The following is a 19,048-nucleotide window of genomic DNA, read 5'->3' on the forward strand; positions in this document are numbered from 1 at the left end:
TCACCCGGCAGTGCGGGCGGATTTCCAGCAACGGACGAGACCGCCCTCACCGACCGGCTGCATGGCCTGCGGCGATTGGCAGCCTACTTCCGCCAGCGAACAGCGTGGAGCAAAGCGGCAACCGGGAAGCACGGCGAAAGGGTCGGGAATCTCGTCTGCGATCGGCTCACGCACGGATTGCGAACGCCGCACATCCGGCACGGCCGCGATAAGCGCTTGCGTGTAGGGATGCCGGGGCGCGGCAAACAGGCTGGCGCTGTCCTGCAGCTCGACGATCTCACCCAGATACATCACGGCGACACGGTCGCAGAGATAACGGACGACATTCATATCGTGCGAGATGAAAATGATCGTCAGCCCTTTCTCGCGGTTCAGGCGCTTCAGCAGGTTGATGATCTGCGCTTGCACCGAAGCATCGAGCGCCGAGACGGGTTCGTCGGCAACGAGCACCTGCGGATCGGCGCACAGAGCTCGCGCGATCGAAACGCGCTGGCGCTGGCCACCGGAGAGGGCGTGGGGAAACTTCAGCGCAGTTTCGGGGACGAGACTGACCTCTTCCAGGACCCGCTGAACATTGGCTCGGCGCTCACTGCGCGTCGAGCCGGGGTGATAGTGAGCGATCACCTCTTCGAGCTGAGCGCCGATCGTGATGCGCGGATTGAGCGAGGAGTACGGATCCTGGAACACCATCTGCAGGCGGCCGTCGCGATCAGGGCCGTCCAACGGCTTGCCGTCGAACACAACGCGCCCACCATCGCTGGCCTGCAGCCCCACGCCAATGCGCGCCAGCGTGCTCTTGCCGCAGCCGGATTCCCCGACGATGCCCAGTATTTCACCGGGTTCGACGCCCAGATCGACGCCACGGACGGCGTGGAGATAGACCTTTTCGCGCCCGGCAAGCATGTCCAGAAGACCCCACTTGACCGGAAAGCGCCTCTCGACCTTCTGAAAATCAAGCAGCGACATGAGAGACCTCATTCAGAATGCAGGCGTCGAGATGACCCTCGGCAGCACCGGGACGCGGATGCAGCGCCGGCGCCGTCCCGACTACGCACTCCTGCCGAACGTACGTACAGCGCGGAGCGAAGCGACAGCCGTCGGGCGGCGAGATCAGGCTGGGAGGAGCACCCTTGATCGGAACCAGTTCGCTCTCCCGACTGACCTGTCCCGGCAATGCGGCCAACAGGGCGCGGGTGTAGGGATGCGAGGGCGCATCGAGCACTTCACGTACCCTGCCCGTCTCGACCACGCGCCCGGCATACATCACCGCCATCCGGTCGCAAATCTGGGAGACCACTCCCAGATCATGCGTGATCAGAATGATCGACGTGCCCAGGCTGTCGCGCCGTTCCTTCAGCAGCCGCAGGATCTGATCCTGCACTGTTACGTCGAGCGCGGTCGTCGGTTCGTCGGCAATGATCAGGCGCGGGCGCAGAGCCAGCGCCATGGCGATCACGACCCGCTGCCGCAACCCGCCCGAAAGCTCATGCGGATAAGCGTCAAGCCGTCGCTCCGGCGACGTGACATGCACATCACGAAGAAGCTGCAGTGCCGCTTCCCGGGCCTGCGCGCGGGTTACCTTGCGATGACGCCGGATCACTTCGGCAATCTGATTTCCGACGCGCATGGTAGGGTTCAGCGCCGTCAGCGGGTCCTGGAAGATGAACGCGACGTCGCGCCCGCGCACCTTCGCCAGTTGGCTCTCGCTCATGCGTGCCAGATCGCCGGCCCCTTCGAGACATATTTCGCCGCCTGCGATGCGAGCCGAGGCGCCGCCGAAAAGACGCACGATCGAGCGACAGGTCGCCGACTTGCCACAGCCGGATTCACCGACGATGCCGAAGATCTCGCCGGGGTGGACATCGAAGCTTACCCCGTCCACCGCCCGGGCGACACCGGACGGGCTGCGGAACTCGGTGACAAGGTCGCGGATGGTCAGAAGGCTCATGACTTACCCCTTCGGCTTGAGTGCTGCGGCAAGCCCCTCGCCCGAAAGCGAGAAAGCAATGCCGATCCAGACGATGGCGAGGCCGGGAAAAATGGTCATCCACGGGGCTTCGCGCATGTAGTCGATGCTTTCGACGATCAGCAGCCCCCACTCCGGCGCTGGTGGCTGTACGCCAAGCCCGAAGAAGGACATGGCAGCGACCGCCTGTACGGTCAGAACCACGTCGGACATCGAGTAGACCAGAGCAGGCGTAACCGTGTTCGGCAGAATGTGGCGCAGCATGACGCGCGACTTGCCGAAACGTAGAACGCGCGTCGCTTCGATGAATTCCAGCCGCGAAACCAGGAGCGTCTCGCCGCGCACAATGCGGGCATACCCGATCCAGTTGACGATAAAGAAGGCGATGTAGAGATTGCTCTCGCTTGGGCCCAACACGCCGACGATCGCCAGGATCAACACGTAGAAGGGAAAAGCCCATACGATATCGGTAAGGCGCATCAGCGCGGCATCGACACTGCCGCCGAAAAAGCCGGCGACGAGCCCGATCATGATGCCCATGACCATTGGCCCGAAGACACAGATCAACGCCAGCCGCAGATCAAAGAGCGCGCCGGCCATGATCCGCGTGAATATGTCACGGCCGAAATTGTCGGTGCCGAACCAATGCGCGGCGGACGGCGGCTGCATTGCATTGCCGAAATCGAGTGCGAAGGGATCATACGGGGAAAGCATCGGGGTGAGGACCGTTGTTGCGACCGTCACCGCCAGCATCAGCAGTCCGATGGCACCGGCAGGGGTGCTCAGAAATTTGCGAAGGATGTGCATTGTTCAATCCAGCCGGACGCGTGGATCTGCCAGCGCGTAGCAGATGTCGGTGATGAGGTTGACGAGGACGACCAGGATGGCAAAGAACACCGTCAGGCCCCTGATCACCGGCAGATCTCGCGAAACGATGGCGTCGATCAGCAGGCTTCCGAGGCCCGGCACCGAGAAGATCTTCTCGACCACAACGGTGCCGCCGACGATCCAGCTTACCCGCACCCCGATGATCGAGATGGTGGAGATCAGGCTGTTCGGCAGGACATGGTGCAGGAAGACTTCATACCCGCGCAGCCCCTTGGAGCGTGCGGTATCGACATAGTCGGCCTTCATCGTGTCGATGAGGGCGGCACGCAGGCTCTGTTGGATCAGCGCCGCCGTGGACAGGCCCACCACCAGCGAGGGCAGAAACAGTCGATGCAGATTGACGAGGAAACCATCGCCGACACCACCGGTCGAAAACCACCCCATCCCGAGAGCAAGCCAGATGATCAGCACGTAGCAGAGCCAAAACGGCGGCATCGCAATCAGCACGACGAAGATCTGGCGGATGACATTGTCGATCAACCGACCGCGGTTTGCAGCCGCCAGAATGGCGAAAGGCAACGCGATCAGCAGCGCGATGACGGTGGAATATCCGACGATGGCGAGCGTGTACGGCAGGCGTTCGGCCACAAGAGTGATGATCGGCTGCTTGTGGAAGATCGAGATGCCGAAGCTGCCGGTCAGGCAATCGTGGAGGAAATACAGGTATTGAACCCAGAGCGGCTTGCCGAGACCCCAGAGCTCCCGCATCGCCTGCAGCTCTTCAGGGCTGGCTCTCGTGCCCATGGCACGTGACGCAGGATCGCCCGGCATGATCTGGAGAAGAAGGAAGCTGGCCAGTGTGATCCCGATCAACACGGGTATCAGCATGAGCAGACGTTTGAGAATGGCGAGTATCATGGTCTTCCGCTGGCAAGGGGCACGCTAAGGCTGGCAGATACCCCCGCCGCTATCAGGCGGGGGCACGCGTATCAGTTGGCGATCTTCACGTCTTCAAGCCGGAAATTCGAGGTCGGCAGGATCTCGAAACCCTTGACCTTGTCCTGGACGGCCCAGGCGGAGGCGGGATGATAGAGGAAGACATAGGGCGCGCCGTCATGCAGAATCTGGATCATCTGCTTGAACATCGCCCCGCGTTCCGGGCCATTCACGGTCTTGCGCTCATCGGCGTATAGCGCGTTCAGGTGATCGTCCTTCCACTGCGTGTGGTAGGCGTTCGCACGTTCCGGGTTGACCCCGACGAAGCCGATGATTTGGTCTGGGTCGATCGTGTCCGATGTCGTGTAGGAGACCGACATGTCGTAGTTGCCGGCCTTGGTGGTTTCCCACTGAGTGCCGCCCTCCAGCATCTGCACCTTCAGCTTCACGCCGACCTGCTGCAGCATCGCCTGCAGGGCGATCGCAGCATTGCGGCTGGTCGCGGCACCGGAATCGACGACGACCTGCGCCTCAAATCCGTCCGCATAGCCTGCCTCGGCAAGCAGCTGCTTGGCCTTTGCGGGGTCATAGGCGTAAGGCTGGAGGCCTGGATCGGCAAAGGCCATGACCGGCATGGCGGAAGCCGCAGGTTTGCCGGCGCCGTAAAGCACGCCCTTTACCAGCGCGTCCTTATCAACGGCGTAGTTCAGAGCCTGGCGCACCCGGACATCATCGAAAGGCTTGCGCGTGGTGTTCAGCTGCACGAAGTCGGCGCGATAAGGGATGGTCTGACCGACAGTGATGCCGTCCTTGCCATCCAAATCCTTGAGCTGGTTCAGCGGCGGGTCGAGAGCCACGTCCACTTCGCCTGCTTCCAGTTTCATCACGCGGGCAGATGGCTCGGTGACGACTTCCAGCACGGCTTCGTCAACGTACGGCTTTCCTTCCTGCCAGTAGTTCGGATTCTTCACCAGGTCCACGCGTGAACCGCGCACCCGTGACTTCAGCATGAAGGGACCGGAACCAACCGGGGCTTCGAAGAACGCATCGCCTTTTGCTTCAACCTGAGCCTTGGGGAGGATCGCGGCGGCAAAGAGCGCCAGGTTGTTGAAAGCAGGGGTAAATGGCTGGGCCAGCTTCATCGTGATCTCGTGCTCGTTGCGGATCTCGAAGCTGGTGATCGGACGATAGAAACGTCCCCAGCCCGAAGCTTCAGATGCCGCGCGCTCGATCGAAAACTTGACATCTTCCGCCGTGACGGGTGTGCCGTCCGAGAACTTTGCGTCGCGGAGCTTGAAATTCAGCGTCAACCCGTCGTCCGAAATGGTCCAGCTTTCGGCCAATCCCGGCTCCAGCCCCTCGCCTGTCTTGTCGGGGCGGATCAGGGTGTCGAAGATCAGCAATTGCGTCCAGATCGATCCGTTATCGCTCGAAGCGATCGGATCGAGGCTGACCGGATCATAGCCCATCGCGACGTGCAAAGTCTGCGCATGAGCTGCCGCCCCGGCGAACGCAAACGCCGAAGCGAGAAGCAAACATTTCAAATTAAATCTCTGGATCATGAAAGAGGTTCCTAACCTTTCGTGGAGGACGCGTTCTTTTGAATCGGTCCCGGGCGATCGCGCAGTCGCCCCGGGTTGAGATGGATGTTAGACAAGCGCCCCCTACACGAATAATAATAAATAACTGGCCACCTATCAGCAGGTTGATAATGGATCTTCGCGAACTTGAACTCTTCGGAACCCTGATGCGGGTTGGAACCACAACCGAAACCGCCCGGCTGCTCGGGATATCGCAGCCCGGCGTCAGCGGACAGTTGAAGCGGTTGGAAAGCCGGCTCGGAGTTTCGCTGTTTCACCGCACCGGAAACCGCCTCGAACCGACCCATGAGGCGAATGAACTCTTTGCGCTGGCCGTGCCCATCTTCAACACGCATGCGCTGATCCGCTCCAAACTGCCCGCGTTGCGCAATCTGGCGTCCCGCCCGGTGTCGGTCTCCGCCACCCCGGCGCTCGTTGAAGGTTTTATCGGCCCGATCCTGATCCGCGCCGGATATCGCAATTGGAAAAAGCGGATCGTGCTCAGGGTCCACTCCCCGGAGGATGACTTACGCAGCGGCGAAGCAGACATTGGTTTGCAGATGGCTCTGCCGCCCAAGGCCGAGTTCCAGGCCTACAAGATCGGCCACATTCCGCTTGTCGCTGTCCTGCGCAAGGATCATCCGCTGGCACAGATGAAGGAACTCACATGCGCGGCAGTCTCAACGCATCCGTTGGTCTGCTACAACGCCGACTGGTCTCCGATGGGCGGCACGATCCGCGCCGCCTTTACTGCCCAGGGGCTCAGCTACGATCCGGCGTGCGTCGTTCCATTCTGTGCGAATGTTTGCAGCATGGTGCGCGCCTGCGGTGGAGTGGGGATTGTCGATGCCATGACCGTGCGGGACTACGTGATGCAGGGGCTTGTTTCGAGGCCGATCACCGACATTCCCAATGTATCCATCATAGCGTTCCACCGGCGCAATGAGCCCTTGAGAGCGCCGGTGCAGGACCTGCTGACCGCGCTAAGAAAGCCGGTGGCGTAGCTGCGCCGGCCAGGGCAGTCGTCGGGGTGGGCAGTCGGTCGCACCGCGCTGAAGCGTCTACTGGCGATCCAAGTCGAAGTGAAAGAGAGCCGCCGCTCACGCTGACGAGCGCCGGCCCCGTATCTCGAGAAACTCTAGACTATGCGATCTTGGGGATCAGATCTCCGACCGACTTTTTCGCATCGCCGTAGAACATGCGGGTGTTCTCCTTGAAGAACAGCGGGTTCTCAATTCCCGAATAACCGGTGCCCTGGCCGCGCTTAGAGACAAACACCTGCTTTGCCTTCCAAACTTCGAGCACTGGCATGCCGGCGATCGGAGAGTTTGGATCTTCCTGCGCGGCAGGATTTACGATGTCATTCGAGCCGATGACGATCGCAACGTCAGTTTCAGGGAAATCCTCGTTGATCTCGTCCATCTCGAGAACGATATCGTAGGGAACCTTCGCTTCGGCCAATAGCACATTCATATGGCCCGGAAGACGGCCTGCGACTGGATGAATGGCGAAGCGAACCTCCTTGCCGGCAGCCCTAAGTTTGCGGGTAAGCTCGGAGACGGCTTGTTGAGCCTGAGCCACGGCCATGCCGTAGCCGGGTACGATTACGATGCTGTCGGCGTCGTTGAGCGCGGACGCCACGCCTTCCGCATCGATTGCGACCTGTTCCCCTTCAATCTCCATTGCCGGTCCTGTAACGGCGCCAAAACCGCCAAGGATGACGGAGACGAAGGATCGGTTCATCGCCTTGCACATGATGTAGGATAGGATGGCGCCCGAGGAGCCGACCAGTGCACCGGTGACGATCAGGAGGTCGTTTCCGAGCGTGAAGCCGATCGCCGCGGCAGCCCATCCCGAGTAGCTGTTCAGCATCGAAACCACCACCGGCATGTCAGCGCCGCCAATGCCCATGATGAGATGATAGCCAATGAAGAAGGCGGCGAGCGTCATGACGACGAGCGTCCAGGCGTCAGCGCCATTCACATACATCAGCAGAAGCATGACAGAGAGGATGGCTGCGCCAGCGTTCAGAAAATGGCCGCCCGGAAGCTTCTTGGCCTTACCATCGACCTTTCCGGCCAGCTTGCCGAACGCGACAACCGAACCGGTGAAGGTCACGGCACCGATGAAGACGCCGAGGAATACCTCAACCTTCATGATGGAAAGCTCGACCGGTGTCTTGTGGGCAAGAATGCCGGCGAAGCCGCTGAGTGCCGCCCGTGCAGCGTCGTCGAGACCTGCCACACTTTGAGCCTCGAGGTGGGCGTTAAAGCCGATGAAGACCGCCGCCAGTCCCACGAAGGAGTGGAGTGCCGCCACAAGCTGGGGCATCTCGGTCATCTGCACCCGGCTTGCCACGTAGTATCCAAGGACGGCGCCGCCGCCGATCATCAACACGATGACGAACCAGTTGCCAACGCTTGGTCCGAAGACCGTTGCGACAACGGCCAGGGCCATTCCTGTTATGCCGTACCAGACGGCACGCTTTGCGCTTTCCTGCCCGGAAAGTCCGCCGAGCGACAGAATGAAGAGAACAGCCGCCGAGATGTAGGCAGCGGAAACGATACCAATGGTCATATGATCCCCCTACCGATCAGGACTTCTGGAACATGGCGAGCATGCGCCGTGTCACGAGAAAACCGCCGACAATGTTGATTGTGGCCACCAAGACAGACAGGGCGGCAAGTGACATGACGAGTTGGCTGCTGGAGCCGATCTGCAGCAGCGCTCCAAGGATGACGATACCGGAGATCGCGTTCGTCACAGCCATGAGCGGCGTATGCAGCGAGTGCGATACGTTCCAGATCACCTGGAAGCCGACAAAGCAAGCAAGGACAAAAACCACGAAATGGCTCATGAAGCTTGCCGGAGCGTATGCGCCGACCAGCAGAAGCAGCGCCGTGCCGAAGACCAGGAGAAAGCCCAGGTTCTTGGTCTGCTTCCTGAAAGCAGCGAGTTCCAGCGCCCGCTTTTCGTCAGGCGTCAGCTCCTTCGCCTTCTCCTTCGGCTTCTGCGCCGCGATTGCCTGCACTTTTGGCGGTGGCGGCGGATAAGTGATCGCACCTTCAAACGCGACCGTCGCTCCACGGATGACGTCGTCCTCCATGTTGTGGACGAGCACCCCGTCCTTGCCGGGTGTCAGGTCCGCGATCATGTGGCGGATGTTCGTCGAGTAGAGCGTCGAAGCCTGCGCCGCCATGCGACTTGGGAAGTCGGTGTACCCAATGATCACCACACCGTTTTCCGAGACAGTGCGTTGATCTGGCACGGTGAGATCACAATTGCCGCCGCGTTCGGCGGCGAGATCGACGACGACCGAGCCGGGCTTCATCATCGCAACCATGTCGGCAAGCCAAAGCTTCGGAGCATCGCGACCCGGGATCAGCGCCGTCGTGATGACGATATCGATCTCTGGCGCCAGTTCCCGAAACTTCGCGAGTTGCTTCTCCCGGAATTCAGGGGAAGACGGCGCTGCATAGCCGCCGGTAGCAGCTCCGTCCTGCTGTCCCTCGGCAAAATCCAGGAACACGAATTCCGCGCCCATGGACTCGATCTGCTCTGCCACTTCGGGACGAACATCGAAGGCATATGTGATAGCACCAAGCGACGTCGCCGTTCCAATCGCGGCAAGGCCGGCCACGCCAGCACCGATCACCAGAACCTTTGCTGGCGGGACCTTGCCCGCGGCCGTAACCTGCCCGGTGAAGAACCGGCCGAAGTTGTTGCCGGCCTCGATGACCGCACGATAGCCGGCAATATTGGCCATCGACGATAGCGCATCCATCTTCTGGGCGCGCGAGATTCGCGGAACCATGTCCATGGCGATGACATTGGCACCCTGGTCTCGGGCCAGCCCCAAACCCGCACTGTTTTGCGCTGGATAGAAGAATGAAATCAGGGTCTGACCCTGCCGAAGCGCTTTCAGTTCCGCCGCTTCTGGAGGACGGACTTTCGCGACGATATCGACTGTCTCGTAGAGCTCGCCGGCGGTCTCGACGACAACGACTCCGACGGCGCGATAAGCATCATCGGTGAAGCCGGCGGCCTTCCCCGCCCCGGCTTCCAGCAAGCACTGGTATCCCAACTTCTGAAGTTGTTGTGCACTATCTGGCGTCATCGCGACGCGCGCTTCCGCCAGGGCAATCTCCCTGGGAGAGCCAATTCTCAACACCATTCAATCTTCCGGTCGCCCGGCCCCTCTGCTCCAAAGACGAAACAAGTTTCAAATTCGGGCGATCAAGGATCAAGCTGCGGCGTTCTTGTCCAGTGCACGGACAGCCTAAGGCGAGGAATCTAATCGATATTAGGTTTCTTCAATCGATTTTATTTTGTGCTAAAATAGCGACATCGGGACGGTGATATATCTGTAGTCGGGTTTACTTCGCCCAACCACATGACTGCCAATCCCGCGAGTTGCCTCCAAGGGCGCCCTAAACGAGCGTCGAATTCTCGCTCAGCAATCTCTCAAACTTCGAAATCGGCTTGGTGGCCGAAGACGGTCCGAGCTCCGGGACAAAGTGACCATAACGCACTTGCGGCTCCGACGCCTTCATCGGGCGTGGAGCCGCAAATCGGTCTCTTGATTATCGTCGACTACGGGTGGCGGCGATCAGGCTTGGCCGATCTTGTCCTGTGTCTTGGTATCGAAGTCGGAAGCGTCGTGGCGCTCATGCAGCTGCTCGGACGGGTCGCCGGACATCCGGTTGACCATGCGTCCACGCTTCACCGCCGGCCGCTCCGCAATCTCGGCGGTCCAGCGCTGGAGGTTGCGATAGCTCTGGACATCGAGGAAGTTGCCTGCATCCCCATAGGTCTTGCCCTGTGCGAGGGCGCCATACCAAGGCCAGATGGCGATATCGGCGATGGTATACTCGCTGCCAGCCATATAGCGATGATCGGCCAGATGCCGGTCAAGAACGTCGAGCTGGCGCTTGACCTCCATCGAGAAGCGATCGACCGCATACTGGATGAGCATCGGCGCATAGGCATAGAAATGACCGAAGCCGCCGCCGAGATATGGCGCCGAAGCCATCTGCCAGAAGAGCCAGTTCATGGTCTCGGTGCGGGCCTTGTGGTCCTTCGGCAGGAACGCGTCGAACTTGTTGGCAAGGTAGAGAAGTATCGAGCCGCTCTCGAACACCCGGGTCGGCTCAGCCGTCGAATGGTCCACCAGTACAGGAATCTTCGAATTCGGATTGGCAGCGACAAAGCCCGACCCGAACTGCTCGCCTTCGCCTATCTTGATCAGCCAGGCATCATATTCCGCGCCGGAATGGCCTGCCGCCAGTAACTCTTCGAGCATGATCCCGATCTTGACGCCGTTCGGCGTCGCGAGCGAATAGAGCTGCAACGGATGCTTTCCGACCGGAAGATCCTTGTCATGCGTGGGCCCGGCGATCGGGCGGTTGATATTGGCGAACTGGCCGCCATTCCCCTTCTCCCAGGTCCAGACCTTGGGCAACTCGTATCCGGCGGGAAAGTTATCGGCGGGGGACTTCTCGGTCATCAGTATCTGTCCTTGCTCAGAAACACACGCATCGTGGAAGCACAAACGAGCGCTATAGGTATGGTCGAGCAGGCGCCGATGCTATAGCGGCATGCTGTTTTTTCTGGTGTTTTTGAGTTGAGGCACTTGCGGGTAGAGATGTGGATGAGTGGGCGATGCGTTCTCGAAGCGGTCCCCCGGCTTAACTCTTGTCCGTGTTACCCCTCAACGCAGTTGAGTGTGCCGTGCAGGGGAGATTTGCGGGTCCGACATTGGATAGGCCTATGAGCTTGTCAAATAAATTGTGGCGTAAGGTTCGTGACAGATCCTTACGCGCGACTCTACAAATCCCAATGCGAAGCCGGCACCTATTGCCCCGACAACCGCCTGAAGCTGGACATCCACCGCCCAAGGAAGCGTGTCAAATCACTGGGATTGTCATGCTCCGCCACCTCGGCCTTGAGGTTTGGAAGGCCGGCTAGGCGCTTGAAGATATCTTCCCACTCGTTGATGCCGTGGCCGAGATCGGCCCAGCCGCCCTCGGTCGCTGTCTCGTGATTGCGCTGGATATCCTTCAAGTGCACGGAGACGATGCGATCCGACCGCATTGAGAGCCATTCAATCGGGTTCGCGCCGGCGCGAAGGATCCATCCGAGGTCTGCTTCCCAATTCATGGTCGGCGCGGTGTCCAGAAGGATATCCATGGGGGTCTCGCCGGTTTCCAGCAGCACCAGTTCAAAATCGTGGTTATGCCAGGCGAAATCGAAGCCTTCGTCTCGGCACTTTCGATCAAGCAGGTCGAGCCTTCTTCCCAGGGCGCCCCAGCCGTCCCTGTCGACGGGACGATCGGCGGGCTGCAGATAAGGCGCGATCACGGCGTCGACGCCAAGTGTTCGCGCCGTGCGGACCGCTTCGGCAAAGTTGCCCTCGAGCAGATCGAGCCCGAAGTGTCCTTGCGGCATGATCAGTCCTCGCTCGTCGAGAAGAGCGCGGAACGCGGCAGGGTCGACATAGGTGGCAGAGAAGCCTTCTACACCGTCGTAACCGGCGTGCTGAACTTTATCCAGAACGCTGTCCCAGGGCTGAAAATCACGGGCGGAAAAGAGTTGAACGAGAGTTTTCATTGTGTGTCTCCAAGAGCTAGGCGCTGGCCGGTCGCTTTGTCGAAAAGGTGGATTTTATCGGACGGAAGTTGAATGGAGAGCGTGTCCTCTGCCCGCACCGGCACGCGTTCGCGGAAGTTCGCGAGGATCTCGTCTGCACCAATGCGCAGAGCGATCTGTGTTTCGGCCCCCGTCGGTTCGTCCACGATCACGGTCGCGGTCAGGTGGCCTTCGCCATTGGCAAGGACGACATGTTCCGGCCGGATGCCGGCGACGAGTTCGCGACCGCCTGCTGCCTTTGCCATGTCAGGCGTGAGCAGCAGGATCGTTCCTCCGTTCGTCCTGAACGCGCCTCCCTCAATGCGACCGTTGAGGAAGTTCATTGGCGGCGATCCCAGGAAGCCGGCGACGAAGAGGTTGGCGGGGCGGTCGTAAAGGTCGAGCGGGCGGCCTGCCTGTTCGATCCTGCCACCGTTCATGACCACGATCCGATCAGCCATCGTCATCGCCTCTATCTGATCATGCGTGACATAGATGGTCGTCGTCTTCAGCCTTTGGTGCAGAGCCTTGATTTCCGTTCGCATCTGGACGCGCAGCTTGGCGTCGAGGTTGCTGAGCGGTTCGTCGAACAGAAACACCTCCGGCTCGCGCACAATCGCGCGTCCCATGGCCACACGCTGCCGTTGACCGCCCGAAAGCTGTTTTGGATACCGGTCCATCAGTGGCCCGAGCGCCAGGATGTCGCCTGCGGCTTTGACCTTGGCTTCGATCTCCGCCTGCGGCCGTCCGGCAAGCTTCAGCGCGAAACCCATGTTCTGCGCGACCGTCTTGTGCGGATAGAGCGCGTAGGACTGGAACACCATCGCTGTGTCGCGGTCCTTCGGGGCGACGTCGTTTACTCGCCGACCACCGATGGCGATCGTTCCTCCAGAAATGCTCTCCAGCCCGGCGACCATGCGCAGGAGGGTCGACTTTCCGCATCCGGAGGGGCCTACCAGGATGACGAAGTCGCCTTCCGCGATATCAAGCGAGACGCCGTTCATCACATTTATCGCGCCGTAGCTCTTGGTTACATTGGCGATCTGAACTGGCGCCATCGTCACGCTCCCTTCATGTTGCTCATCATCTGCGCAAAGATCTCGAGGTCCTTGCGGGCATCGGCGATCGTGGTCTTCGGCGTCTTTCGCTCCAAAATGGCGTCATGAAACCGCTTCCACTCGGCAACGAAGGCATCACCACGCGTGATGTGGCCCCTGTTTTCCGTCACCCCATGCGGCGTGTTGGCCGATGTCAGCGAAAGGCGCGCCGGCTGATGGCGGATGTAGGGAGTGTCGTACTCGACGCGGATGACCTGCTGCGGCGTGTAGACTTCCAGGTGCGCATCGAAGCGGGCGATTGCATCGATGCCGGTCTCGAACTGGCAGATGAAATCGCCATAGTCGAAGGCCGCCGTCAGGAATCGGCCGTTTCGCCGATGAGCGGCATGGATGACGCTCTTCGGCATGCCGATGAGTTCTCTCATCGCCGAAATATCGTGGGAGGACAGTCCGAGGAGCAGGGAATAGACGCCGGCTCGCGGATCCTCGGCTGTTCCGATCGCCTCGATCAGCTTTGCGTCGGTCTCCGCTTTGGTCCGGTCGATCACGCTCTGCGGGATATCGTTCGGCCTTGCCACCGGCGAGGTCGCGCCGATGAAGGCGCTGTTCGGTCCGATGAGCGCGTGAACACGCGCAAAATTGATGTCACCACGCACTTGGGCAACAAGACGCGTGGCCTCTTCGAACGCCGGAGCATAGCGTCGCATGTAGCCGATCTGCACGGTCATACCGGTCTTCGCCTGTGTCTCCTCCAGTTCGTCTGCTTCCTTTAGCGTGATGCACATCGGCTTTTCGATCAGGACATGCTTGCCCTTGCGCATCGCCTCGACGGCCGTAGGCGCGTGGTAGGTGTTGGGATTGGCAATCACGACCGCGTCGACATTCATGTCATCCAGCAGAGCTGAACTGTCGGTATAGCGGGCGGCTTGAGGTAACCCGAGGCCGACGGCATCGACGACTGTTTTCGATGCGTCACAGAGCGCGGTGATTGCGAAACGATCGCTAAGTTCGCGCAGCGTCGGGATGTGAAGGATCTGTGCGGCCTCGCCGCAACCGACGACACCAACATTGATAATCTTGGACATTATGTGCTCCGATTAGCCTTTCACGCCGCCGGCAATGGCGCCATGCGTGATGAATTTCTGGACGAAGAGAAACAGGATGAGCGTGGGAAGCATCGTCACCGACGCCGCTGCCGTGAGGCTGCCCCAATCCGTCGCGAATTGTTGAAGAAACATCTGGATGCCGACAGGCAGCGTCATGGCCTGCTGCGTGCGCAGGAAGACATTGGCGACGAAGAACTCGTTATAGGCGAGCAGGAAGGCAAAGATTGCCACAGCCGCCAGACCCGGCCCCGACAGCGGCAGCACGATCCGGAAGAAGGCACCGAAGTGACCGCACCCATCGATCAGCGCTGCCTCCTCGAGTTCCCGCGGGATCGTGTCGAAGTAGCTGCGTGCCATCCACGTCACGAACGGCAGATTGATTATGCCGTACACGATGATGACCGAGAGCGGATTGTCGATAAGCCCAAGCGGCCGGAAGAGAAGGAACAGCGGTATCAGGGCCAGGATGATTGGGAACATCTGGACGGCGAACAAGGCGGTTCCATACGCATCGAGAAGCCGGTTCCGGAAGCGCGACAAGGCGTAGCCGGCAAGAACGGCGCAGGCGAGCGAGAAGCCCGTTGCTCCCAGGGCCGTGAGCACGGAATTCCTGAGGTATGTGAGGAACGGCGTTTCAGCCATCAGGAACGTGTAGTTCTGAAGTGAGGGATGGCTCGGAAGGAGCGTCGCACGCGCAAGGATGTCTTCGTTCGTCTGCAACGAATTCAAGACCATCACGATGATCGGCAGGTTGATCACGACGACGACGACACCGACAAATGCGGTCAGCCCCCAGCGGGCGAGTGGAGTTCTTTTTCTCATCCTCGCTTCTCCCTTTGCAGCCGCAGGATGACAGCGAAGATCACGAGCAGCATTCCGAGCGTGACGAACGAGACGGTGGCGCCCATGCCGACATCGTTGCGGGCGAAGGTATAGCGATAGGCGAGGACGACGAGATTTTCGGTCGCGTTGGCCGGACCGCCTTGGGCGAGAAGCCACGGCGTGTCGAAGTCGTTCACCGTCCAGATTGTCATCAGCAGGCAGAGGACGACGGATATCCCCCGGATAGCCGGCATGGTCACATGCCAGAAGCTCTGCCATCGCGTTGCCCCGTCGATCTCGGCTGCCTCGTAGAGCGTCCTGTCGATTGTCTGAAGCGCGGCCAGCAAAGACAGGAGCATGAATGGGAAGGAGCGCCAGATCTTGATCAGAATGACCATGACGATCGCCCAATTCGAGTTCGACAGGAAGAAGACCGGATCGCCCCCGAATGCGGTGATGATCTGGTTGAACAAGGCATGTTCGTCATTCATCAGCCAGCGCCAGGAAACGATGGCGACAAGCGACGGCACGATCCACGGCAGGAGAAGCAGGACGCGAAACAGACCGCGCAGCGGGAAATCCCTTTGCAAAAGCAGCGCGAGGCCAAGCCCCAGTGTGTAGCAGCCGGCGATGTTTGCGACCGCAAACAGCAGCGAGAACCGGAGCGAGTGCCAGAAAGTCGGCTCACTCAACAGCTTCGCGTAATTCTGAAATCCGACGAACTTGCCCGGCTTCAGCAGCGAGCCATTGGTAAAACTGTAGAGCAGTCCCTGCGTCATCGGATAGGCGATGACGACTGCAATCAGAAGGATCGACGGCGCCAGCAGGATCGCGGTCGTGCGCACGTCAGGGCTCAGGAGCGGTCTGGCGAAACCTCGCCAGACCGTTGCCGTTGGTGATGAAGCCTGCATGGTCATTGGTCCATTATTTCCTGCAGGTGGTCCTGTGCAGCTTGCACCGCTTCCTGCGCGGGCTGGCCCTGCCAGATCTTCTGCACGAGGCTCATCAGGAAGCCGTCACCATCGATCTCGTTGAGCTGCGGAAACGTACCGCCCTTCGATGCGCTCATCGGCTTTGCGATCGGCAGGTAGTTTTCGATCACGAACTTGACCTGTTCGTTCTCGACGAAGAAGGGATCCTTCTGGAAGGAAGCACGCGCAGGAATGCCGCCAGCCTTGCCTTCGCTCCATAGGACAAGCTGGTGGTCGGACCACCAGCGGAGGAAAGTCATCGCCTCCTCAGGGTGCTTCGACTGCTTGTAGATCATGATGTTGTTGACCCAGTTGATAGTGCCCTTTTCGCCCGAGGTGGACGCCATCGGGGGAAGGACACCGATCTTGTCCTTTTCGGCTCCGGCCCCATCCGCGGTCGTCGGATTGGAGTAATAGAATGCCGACTTGCCGGCATAGAAGCTGCCACGCGCATCATCGCTCTTGTAGCCGGCCGACGACGGGTTTACCGAACCATCAACAACGAGGTCAGAGAGGAACGAGACGGCCGCCATCGACTTTTCGCCGGTCAGGTCCGGCTTGCCGTCCTTGTCGAAAAGACCTCCGCCGTTGTTTAGCATCAGCCCGAGAATCCAGTGCATGCCGCCCGAGTCTCCGGATGCGGCCACGCCATACACACCGTCGTGGGTCACAGCCTTGCTCGCCTTCCGGAATTCGTCCCAGGTGGTGGGCGGCTTGATACCCGCCGCCTCGAGTACGTCCTTCCGATAGAACATAGCGCGGATGTCGATGCCCCACGGCAGCGCCACGTAGTGGCCGTCGTATTTCACGGCATCCAATGAACCGGGCGTGAAGTCTTTCGCTGTGCCATCGGCCTCCATCTTGGCGACGAAGTCGTCGAGCGGATAGATCGCGTCGAGACTGTAGAACTGTACGGCCTGAAATCCCGCCCCTGTCGAAATGTCAGGCGCCGAGCCGGAGGCGATCGCCGTGACATAGGTTTCGTACCAGTTCGCCCAAGGAACGGAACGATAATTGACGTGGATCTCGGACTGGCTCTTGTTGAACTCGTCAACGAGCTGCTGGGCGCGCTGCGCATAGGGCTGCGGCCCCCATACCTGATCCCAGAAGTCGATGTTGACCTGCGCCTGAGCCGAGACCCCGACGCTGCAAAGCATGGCGGCAGCCGTCGCGACCAGTTTCAATTTGCGAAATGCCAAAGGCTCTTCCTCCCTCAAAAGACAACACCCCTCCCAGGGTGCACACCGAATGTGGTGACGTCACCACACATTTATGATGACGTCACCACATTGCACATCTATAATGATGGTGCAAGAGAGATTTGGCGAAGCAGCAGAGAGGATCCATGAACGTAAAGGCGACAATGGCCGATGTGGCGCGGATGGCGAAGGTATCGCCGGCCACGGCATCACGCGTGATCCACAACAATGGCTACGTATCGGAAGAGAACCGAAAGCGCGTTCTCGATGCCGTCGAGGCAATAGGGTATCGCCCGAACCTCCAGGCCCGCTCGCTTCGAATGCAACGAAGCTACTCGGTGGGGCTAGTGCTCTCCTCGGCACGGGAGAACCCCTTCTTCACCCACATTTCGCACGCGATCCGCACGTCGGCCATGAACCGCGGTTACTCAATGCTCACAGTCAATCATGGGTATTCGAGCGACGCCGAGGCAACCGGCGTGAGCCAGTTCCTCGAACACGGTGTCGATGCTGTCGTCCTCTGCCACGGCCTGGACCCGAAAAACTTCGAACCGATCCAGGCGGCTGCACTGCCCATCATCGAGATCGAGCGACATATCATCGAGGGAGCAAGCGTCATCGAGATTGACCCGCGGACTGGCATGGTCGAGGCCGTAGCGGCGCTCCACCGGCAAGGCCATAGCAAGATCGCTTTCGTGGGCGGCAAGATTCCGGACGAACTCGCCATGAGCAAGCCGGTCGCGGCCGAAACTTTACGCGCCGACGCCTTTCGCGATGCGATCACGGCATCAGGACTTGCCCTGGAAGATTGCCCTGTCGTGCTCGGAGACTACAATCCCTCCCACACAGGCGGCGGTCCGCCCGGCTATGTGATCGGAAAAGAACTGCTGAAAAGCGAAGGACCGACGGCCATCCTGACAGGCTCGGACATACTGGCGGCCGGCGTACTGCAAGCCATTTATGAACGCGGCTTGCGAGTGCCCGACGATATTTCCGTTATCGGTTACGACGACAGCATAGCCCGACTTCTGGCGCCGCCATTGACGTCGATCGCCCAGCCCTATCACGCCATCGGCGAGGAGGTGATGCGGTTGATCGAGAGGTCGACGTCTCCGTCCGACGAAGAAGCTTCCGCTTCGGTCGCGACCACCCTGATCGAACGGTCATCGGTTGGACCGGCTACGCCAAGCTGACATTGCGCCCGGCGTGCTGCCGCAGATTGCTTCTGCACGCTGGCGCCGCCTACACATAGAAATCGAGGTCATGGAGCGCGGCGCGCACCTCCAACAGCAATGTCACCAGGGAGGCGGCGAAGAACAGGAGCGCTATGGAGAACATAACTGCTGCGCCGTATTCATGCTTGAGGTTGAGAAGAGAGCTGGCAAAAGCCAATATGACGAGCGCGGTCGTGCATATTCCGCTTATCACGGCAAACTCGATTGCCTTGTTGAGCAGCCTCGCGCGCCGCTTCAATCGTGGAAGAACGATCTGAAGGTGGCTGCGACTGATGTCCCCCTCGGGAAAGGCGCTTAAGACATTGCTGCGATCCGCGATCCGGTTCATGCGGGTGATCAGAACCGAGATGAATGCTGCGACCGCACCCAATAGAAAGGCCGGGGCCGTCGCTTGCGAAATCACGCGAGAGATCTGTTCAGCGGTTGTAACGTCGTTCAGCATCACATCTCCTATGTTGAGCCCATCTTGAGAGCTTGAGCACGAGGGTGGCCTCGTGGCTCAGCAGCGCTTGTTTTCCTGGCCTGTTTGGCCAACGGCGACGTCGCGGACTATCGCCACGCCGCTTACCAAGGACAGTGGGGATGAGTTTTCATCCAAGCGCAAGCCAATGTTGCAGCAGCCTAACGATCGCAGTTCTTCGCTGCTGTCTGCCTGGTGGTTTCACACTTGCTTTTGGCCGTATATGGCTTCGATTCACGACCCGGCGGGGACGAGCGTCT

At 60.1% G+C, this 19,048-nt stretch carries 17 protein-coding genes; 2 read left to right on the plus strand and 15 right to left on the minus strand.

Annotated features, from left to right (window positions below; translation table 11 throughout):
• From QTL94_RS08965 to QTL94_RS08985, 5 genes are all read right to left on the minus strand, one after another.
• Positions 1–966: an ABC transporter ATP-binding protein gene (locus QTL94_RS08965; RefSeq protein ID WP_289801269.1), complete on the minus strand. Its 966-nt coding sequence runs from the start codon at positions 964–966 to the stop codon at positions 1–3.
• On the minus strand, positions 953–1,948 hold the full coding sequence (locus QTL94_RS08970) for an ABC transporter ATP-binding protein (protein WP_065692643.1): 996 nt from the start codon (positions 1,946–1,948) through the stop codon (positions 953–955). Before QTL94_RS08970 ends, QTL94_RS08965 begins: the two co-directional genes overlap by 14 nt.
• A gap of 3 nt (positions 1,949–1,951) precedes the next feature.
• Complete coding sequence (locus tag QTL94_RS08975) at positions 1,952–2,773, minus strand: ABC transporter permease (protein ID WP_065692642.1); 822 nt, start codon at positions 2,771–2,773, stop codon at positions 1,952–1,954.
• A gap of 3 nt (positions 2,774–2,776) precedes the next feature.
• Positions 2,777–3,712 carry an ABC transporter permease gene (locus QTL94_RS08980; protein ID WP_065692641.1) on the minus strand — a complete coding sequence of 312 codons (936 nt, stop codon included), beginning with the start codon at positions 3,710–3,712 and terminating at the stop codon, positions 2,777–2,779.
• A gap of 71 nt (positions 3,713–3,783) precedes the next feature.
• Positions 3,784–5,292: an ABC transporter substrate-binding protein gene (locus QTL94_RS08985; RefSeq protein ID WP_136883751.1), complete on the minus strand. Its 1,509-nt coding sequence runs from the start codon at positions 5,290–5,292 to the stop codon at positions 3,784–3,786.
• A gap of 149 nt (positions 5,293–5,441) precedes the next feature.
• On the opposite strand from QTL94_RS08985, the gene QTL94_RS08990 reads away from it, so the two are divergent.
• Positions 5,442–6,314 (plus strand): LysR family transcriptional regulator, encoded by an 873-nt coding sequence (locus tag QTL94_RS08990; protein ID WP_112648491.1) that lies wholly within the window; start codon positions 5,442–5,444, stop codon positions 6,312–6,314.
• A gap of 139 nt (positions 6,315–6,453) precedes the next feature.
• Here QTL94_RS08990 and QTL94_RS08995 read toward each other — a convergent pair whose 3' ends face one another.
• From QTL94_RS08995 to QTL94_RS09035, 9 genes are all read right to left on the minus strand, one after another.
• A complete protein-coding gene (locus QTL94_RS08995) occupies positions 6,454–7,887 on the minus strand; it encodes an NAD(P)(+) transhydrogenase (Re/Si-specific) subunit beta (protein WP_289801270.1) in 1,434 nt (477 codons plus the stop codon).
• Between the two features lie 16 nt (positions 7,888–7,903).
• Entirely contained in the window at positions 7,904–9,478 is a 1,575-nt protein-coding gene (locus QTL94_RS09000; RefSeq protein WP_289801395.1) for a Re/Si-specific NAD(P)(+) transhydrogenase subunit alpha, read from the minus strand.
• A 441-nt stretch (positions 9,479–9,919) separates the two neighbouring features.
• A complete protein-coding gene (gene yghU / locus QTL94_RS09005) occupies positions 9,920–10,816 on the minus strand; it encodes a glutathione-dependent disulfide-bond oxidoreductase (protein WP_289801271.1) in 897 nt (298 codons plus the stop codon).
• Positions 10,817–11,163: 347 nt separating this feature from the next.
• Positions 11,164–11,919 (minus strand): sugar phosphate isomerase/epimerase family protein, encoded by a 756-nt coding sequence (locus tag QTL94_RS09010; protein WP_289801272.1) that lies wholly within the window; start codon positions 11,917–11,919, stop codon positions 11,164–11,166.
• A complete protein-coding gene (locus QTL94_RS09015; protein WP_289801273.1) occupies positions 11,916–12,995 on the minus strand; it encodes an ABC transporter ATP-binding protein in 1,080 nt (359 codons plus the stop codon). Before QTL94_RS09015 ends, QTL94_RS09010 begins: the two co-directional genes overlap by 4 nt.
• Before the next feature lie 2 nt (positions 12,996–12,997).
• Positions 12,998–14,080, minus strand: coding sequence for a Gfo/Idh/MocA family protein (locus QTL94_RS09020; RefSeq protein ID WP_289801274.1), 1,083 nt, complete (start codon positions 14,078–14,080; stop codon positions 12,998–13,000).
• Between the two features lie 12 nt (positions 14,081–14,092).
• A complete protein-coding gene (locus tag QTL94_RS09025; protein ID WP_289801275.1) occupies positions 14,093–14,923 on the minus strand; it encodes a carbohydrate ABC transporter permease in 831 nt (276 codons plus the stop codon).
• The gene (locus tag QTL94_RS09030) at positions 14,920–15,840 is read right to left on the minus strand and encodes a carbohydrate ABC transporter permease (protein ID WP_289801276.1); all 921 of its coding nucleotides are present in this window, start codon (positions 15,838–15,840) and stop codon (positions 14,920–14,922) included. The genes QTL94_RS09025 and QTL94_RS09030 overlap by 4 nt, the downstream gene beginning before the upstream one ends.
• Positions 15,837–17,093 carry an ABC transporter substrate-binding protein gene (locus tag QTL94_RS09035; RefSeq protein ID WP_289801277.1) on the minus strand — a complete coding sequence of 419 codons (1,257 nt, stop codon included), beginning with the start codon at positions 17,091–17,093 and terminating at the stop codon, positions 15,837–15,839. The genes QTL94_RS09030 and QTL94_RS09035 overlap by 4 nt, the downstream gene beginning before the upstream one ends.
• Before the next feature lie 146 nt (positions 17,094–17,239).
• On the opposite strand from QTL94_RS09035, the gene QTL94_RS09040 reads away from it, so the two are divergent.
• Positions 17,240–18,286 carry a LacI family DNA-binding transcriptional regulator gene (locus tag QTL94_RS09040; RefSeq protein WP_289801278.1) on the plus strand — a complete coding sequence of 349 codons (1,047 nt, stop codon included), beginning with the start codon at positions 17,240–17,242 and terminating at the stop codon, positions 18,284–18,286.
• Positions 18,287–18,335: 49 nt separating this feature from the next.
• On the opposite strand, the gene QTL94_RS09045 is transcribed toward QTL94_RS09040, so the two are convergent.
• Positions 18,336–18,770, minus strand: coding sequence for a DUF2721 domain-containing protein (locus QTL94_RS09045; RefSeq protein WP_289801279.1), 435 nt, complete (start codon positions 18,768–18,770; stop codon positions 18,336–18,338).
• Between the last annotated feature and the right edge of the window lie 278 nt (positions 18,771–19,048).

It is taken from the genome of Rhizobium sp. S96 (assembly GCF_030382195.1).
Taxonomy (GTDB): domain Bacteria; phylum Pseudomonadota; class Alphaproteobacteria; order Rhizobiales; family Rhizobiaceae; genus Rhizobium.

Excerpts from the sequence above, each read along its gene's own strand:
- QTL94_RS08970 (WP_065692643.1), bottom strand. The coding sequence starts at position 1,948 with ATGAGCCTTCTGACCATCCGCGACCTTGTCACCGAGTTCCGCAGCCCG.
- QTL94_RS08985 (WP_136883751.1), bottom strand. The coding sequence starts at position 5,292 with ATGATCCAGAGATTTAATTTGAAATGTTTGCTTCTCGCTTCGGCGTTT.
- QTL94_RS09045 (WP_289801279.1), bottom strand. The coding sequence starts at position 18,770 with ATGCTGAACGACGTTACAACCGCTGAACAGATCTCTCGCGTGATTTCG.
- yghU (WP_289801271.1), bottom strand. The coding sequence starts at position 10,816 with ATGACCGAGAAGTCCCCCGCCGATAACTTTCCCGCCGGATACGAGTTG.
- QTL94_RS08980 (WP_065692641.1), bottom strand. The coding sequence starts at position 3,712 with ATGATACTCGCCATTCTCAAACGTCTGCTCATGCTGATACCCGTGTTG.
- QTL94_RS09040 (WP_289801278.1), top strand. The coding sequence starts at position 17,240 with ATGAACGTAAAGGCGACAATGGCCGATGTGGCGCGGATGGCGAAGGTA.
- QTL94_RS09015 (WP_289801273.1), bottom strand. The coding sequence starts at position 12,995 with ATGGCGCCAGTTCAGATCGCCAATGTAACCAAGAGCTACGGCGCGATA.
- QTL94_RS08965 (WP_289801269.1), bottom strand. The coding sequence starts at position 966 with ATGTCGCTGCTTGATTTTCAGAAGGTCGAGAGGCGCTTTCCGGTCAAG.
- QTL94_RS09025 (WP_289801275.1), bottom strand. The coding sequence starts at position 14,923 with ATGAGAAAAAGAACTCCACTCGCCCGCTGGGGGCTGACCGCATTTGTC.
- QTL94_RS08995 (WP_289801270.1), bottom strand. The coding sequence starts at position 7,887 with ATGACCATTGGTATCGTTTCCGCTGCCTACATCTCGGCGGCTGTTCTC.
- QTL94_RS09030 (WP_289801276.1), bottom strand. The coding sequence starts at position 15,840 with ATGACCATGCAGGCTTCATCACCAACGGCAACGGTCTGGCGAGGTTTC.
- QTL94_RS09010 (WP_289801272.1), bottom strand. The coding sequence starts at position 11,919 with ATGAAAACTCTCGTTCAACTCTTTTCCGCCCGTGATTTTCAGCCCTGG.
- QTL94_RS09020 (WP_289801274.1), bottom strand. The coding sequence starts at position 14,080 with ATGTCCAAGATTATCAATGTTGGTGTCGTCGGTTGCGGCGAGGCCGCA.
- QTL94_RS08990 (WP_112648491.1), top strand. The coding sequence starts at position 5,442 with ATGGATCTTCGCGAACTTGAACTCTTCGGAACCCTGATGCGGGTTGGA.
- QTL94_RS08975 (WP_065692642.1), bottom strand. The coding sequence starts at position 2,773 with ATGCACATCCTTCGCAAATTTCTGAGCACCCCTGCCGGTGCCATCGGA.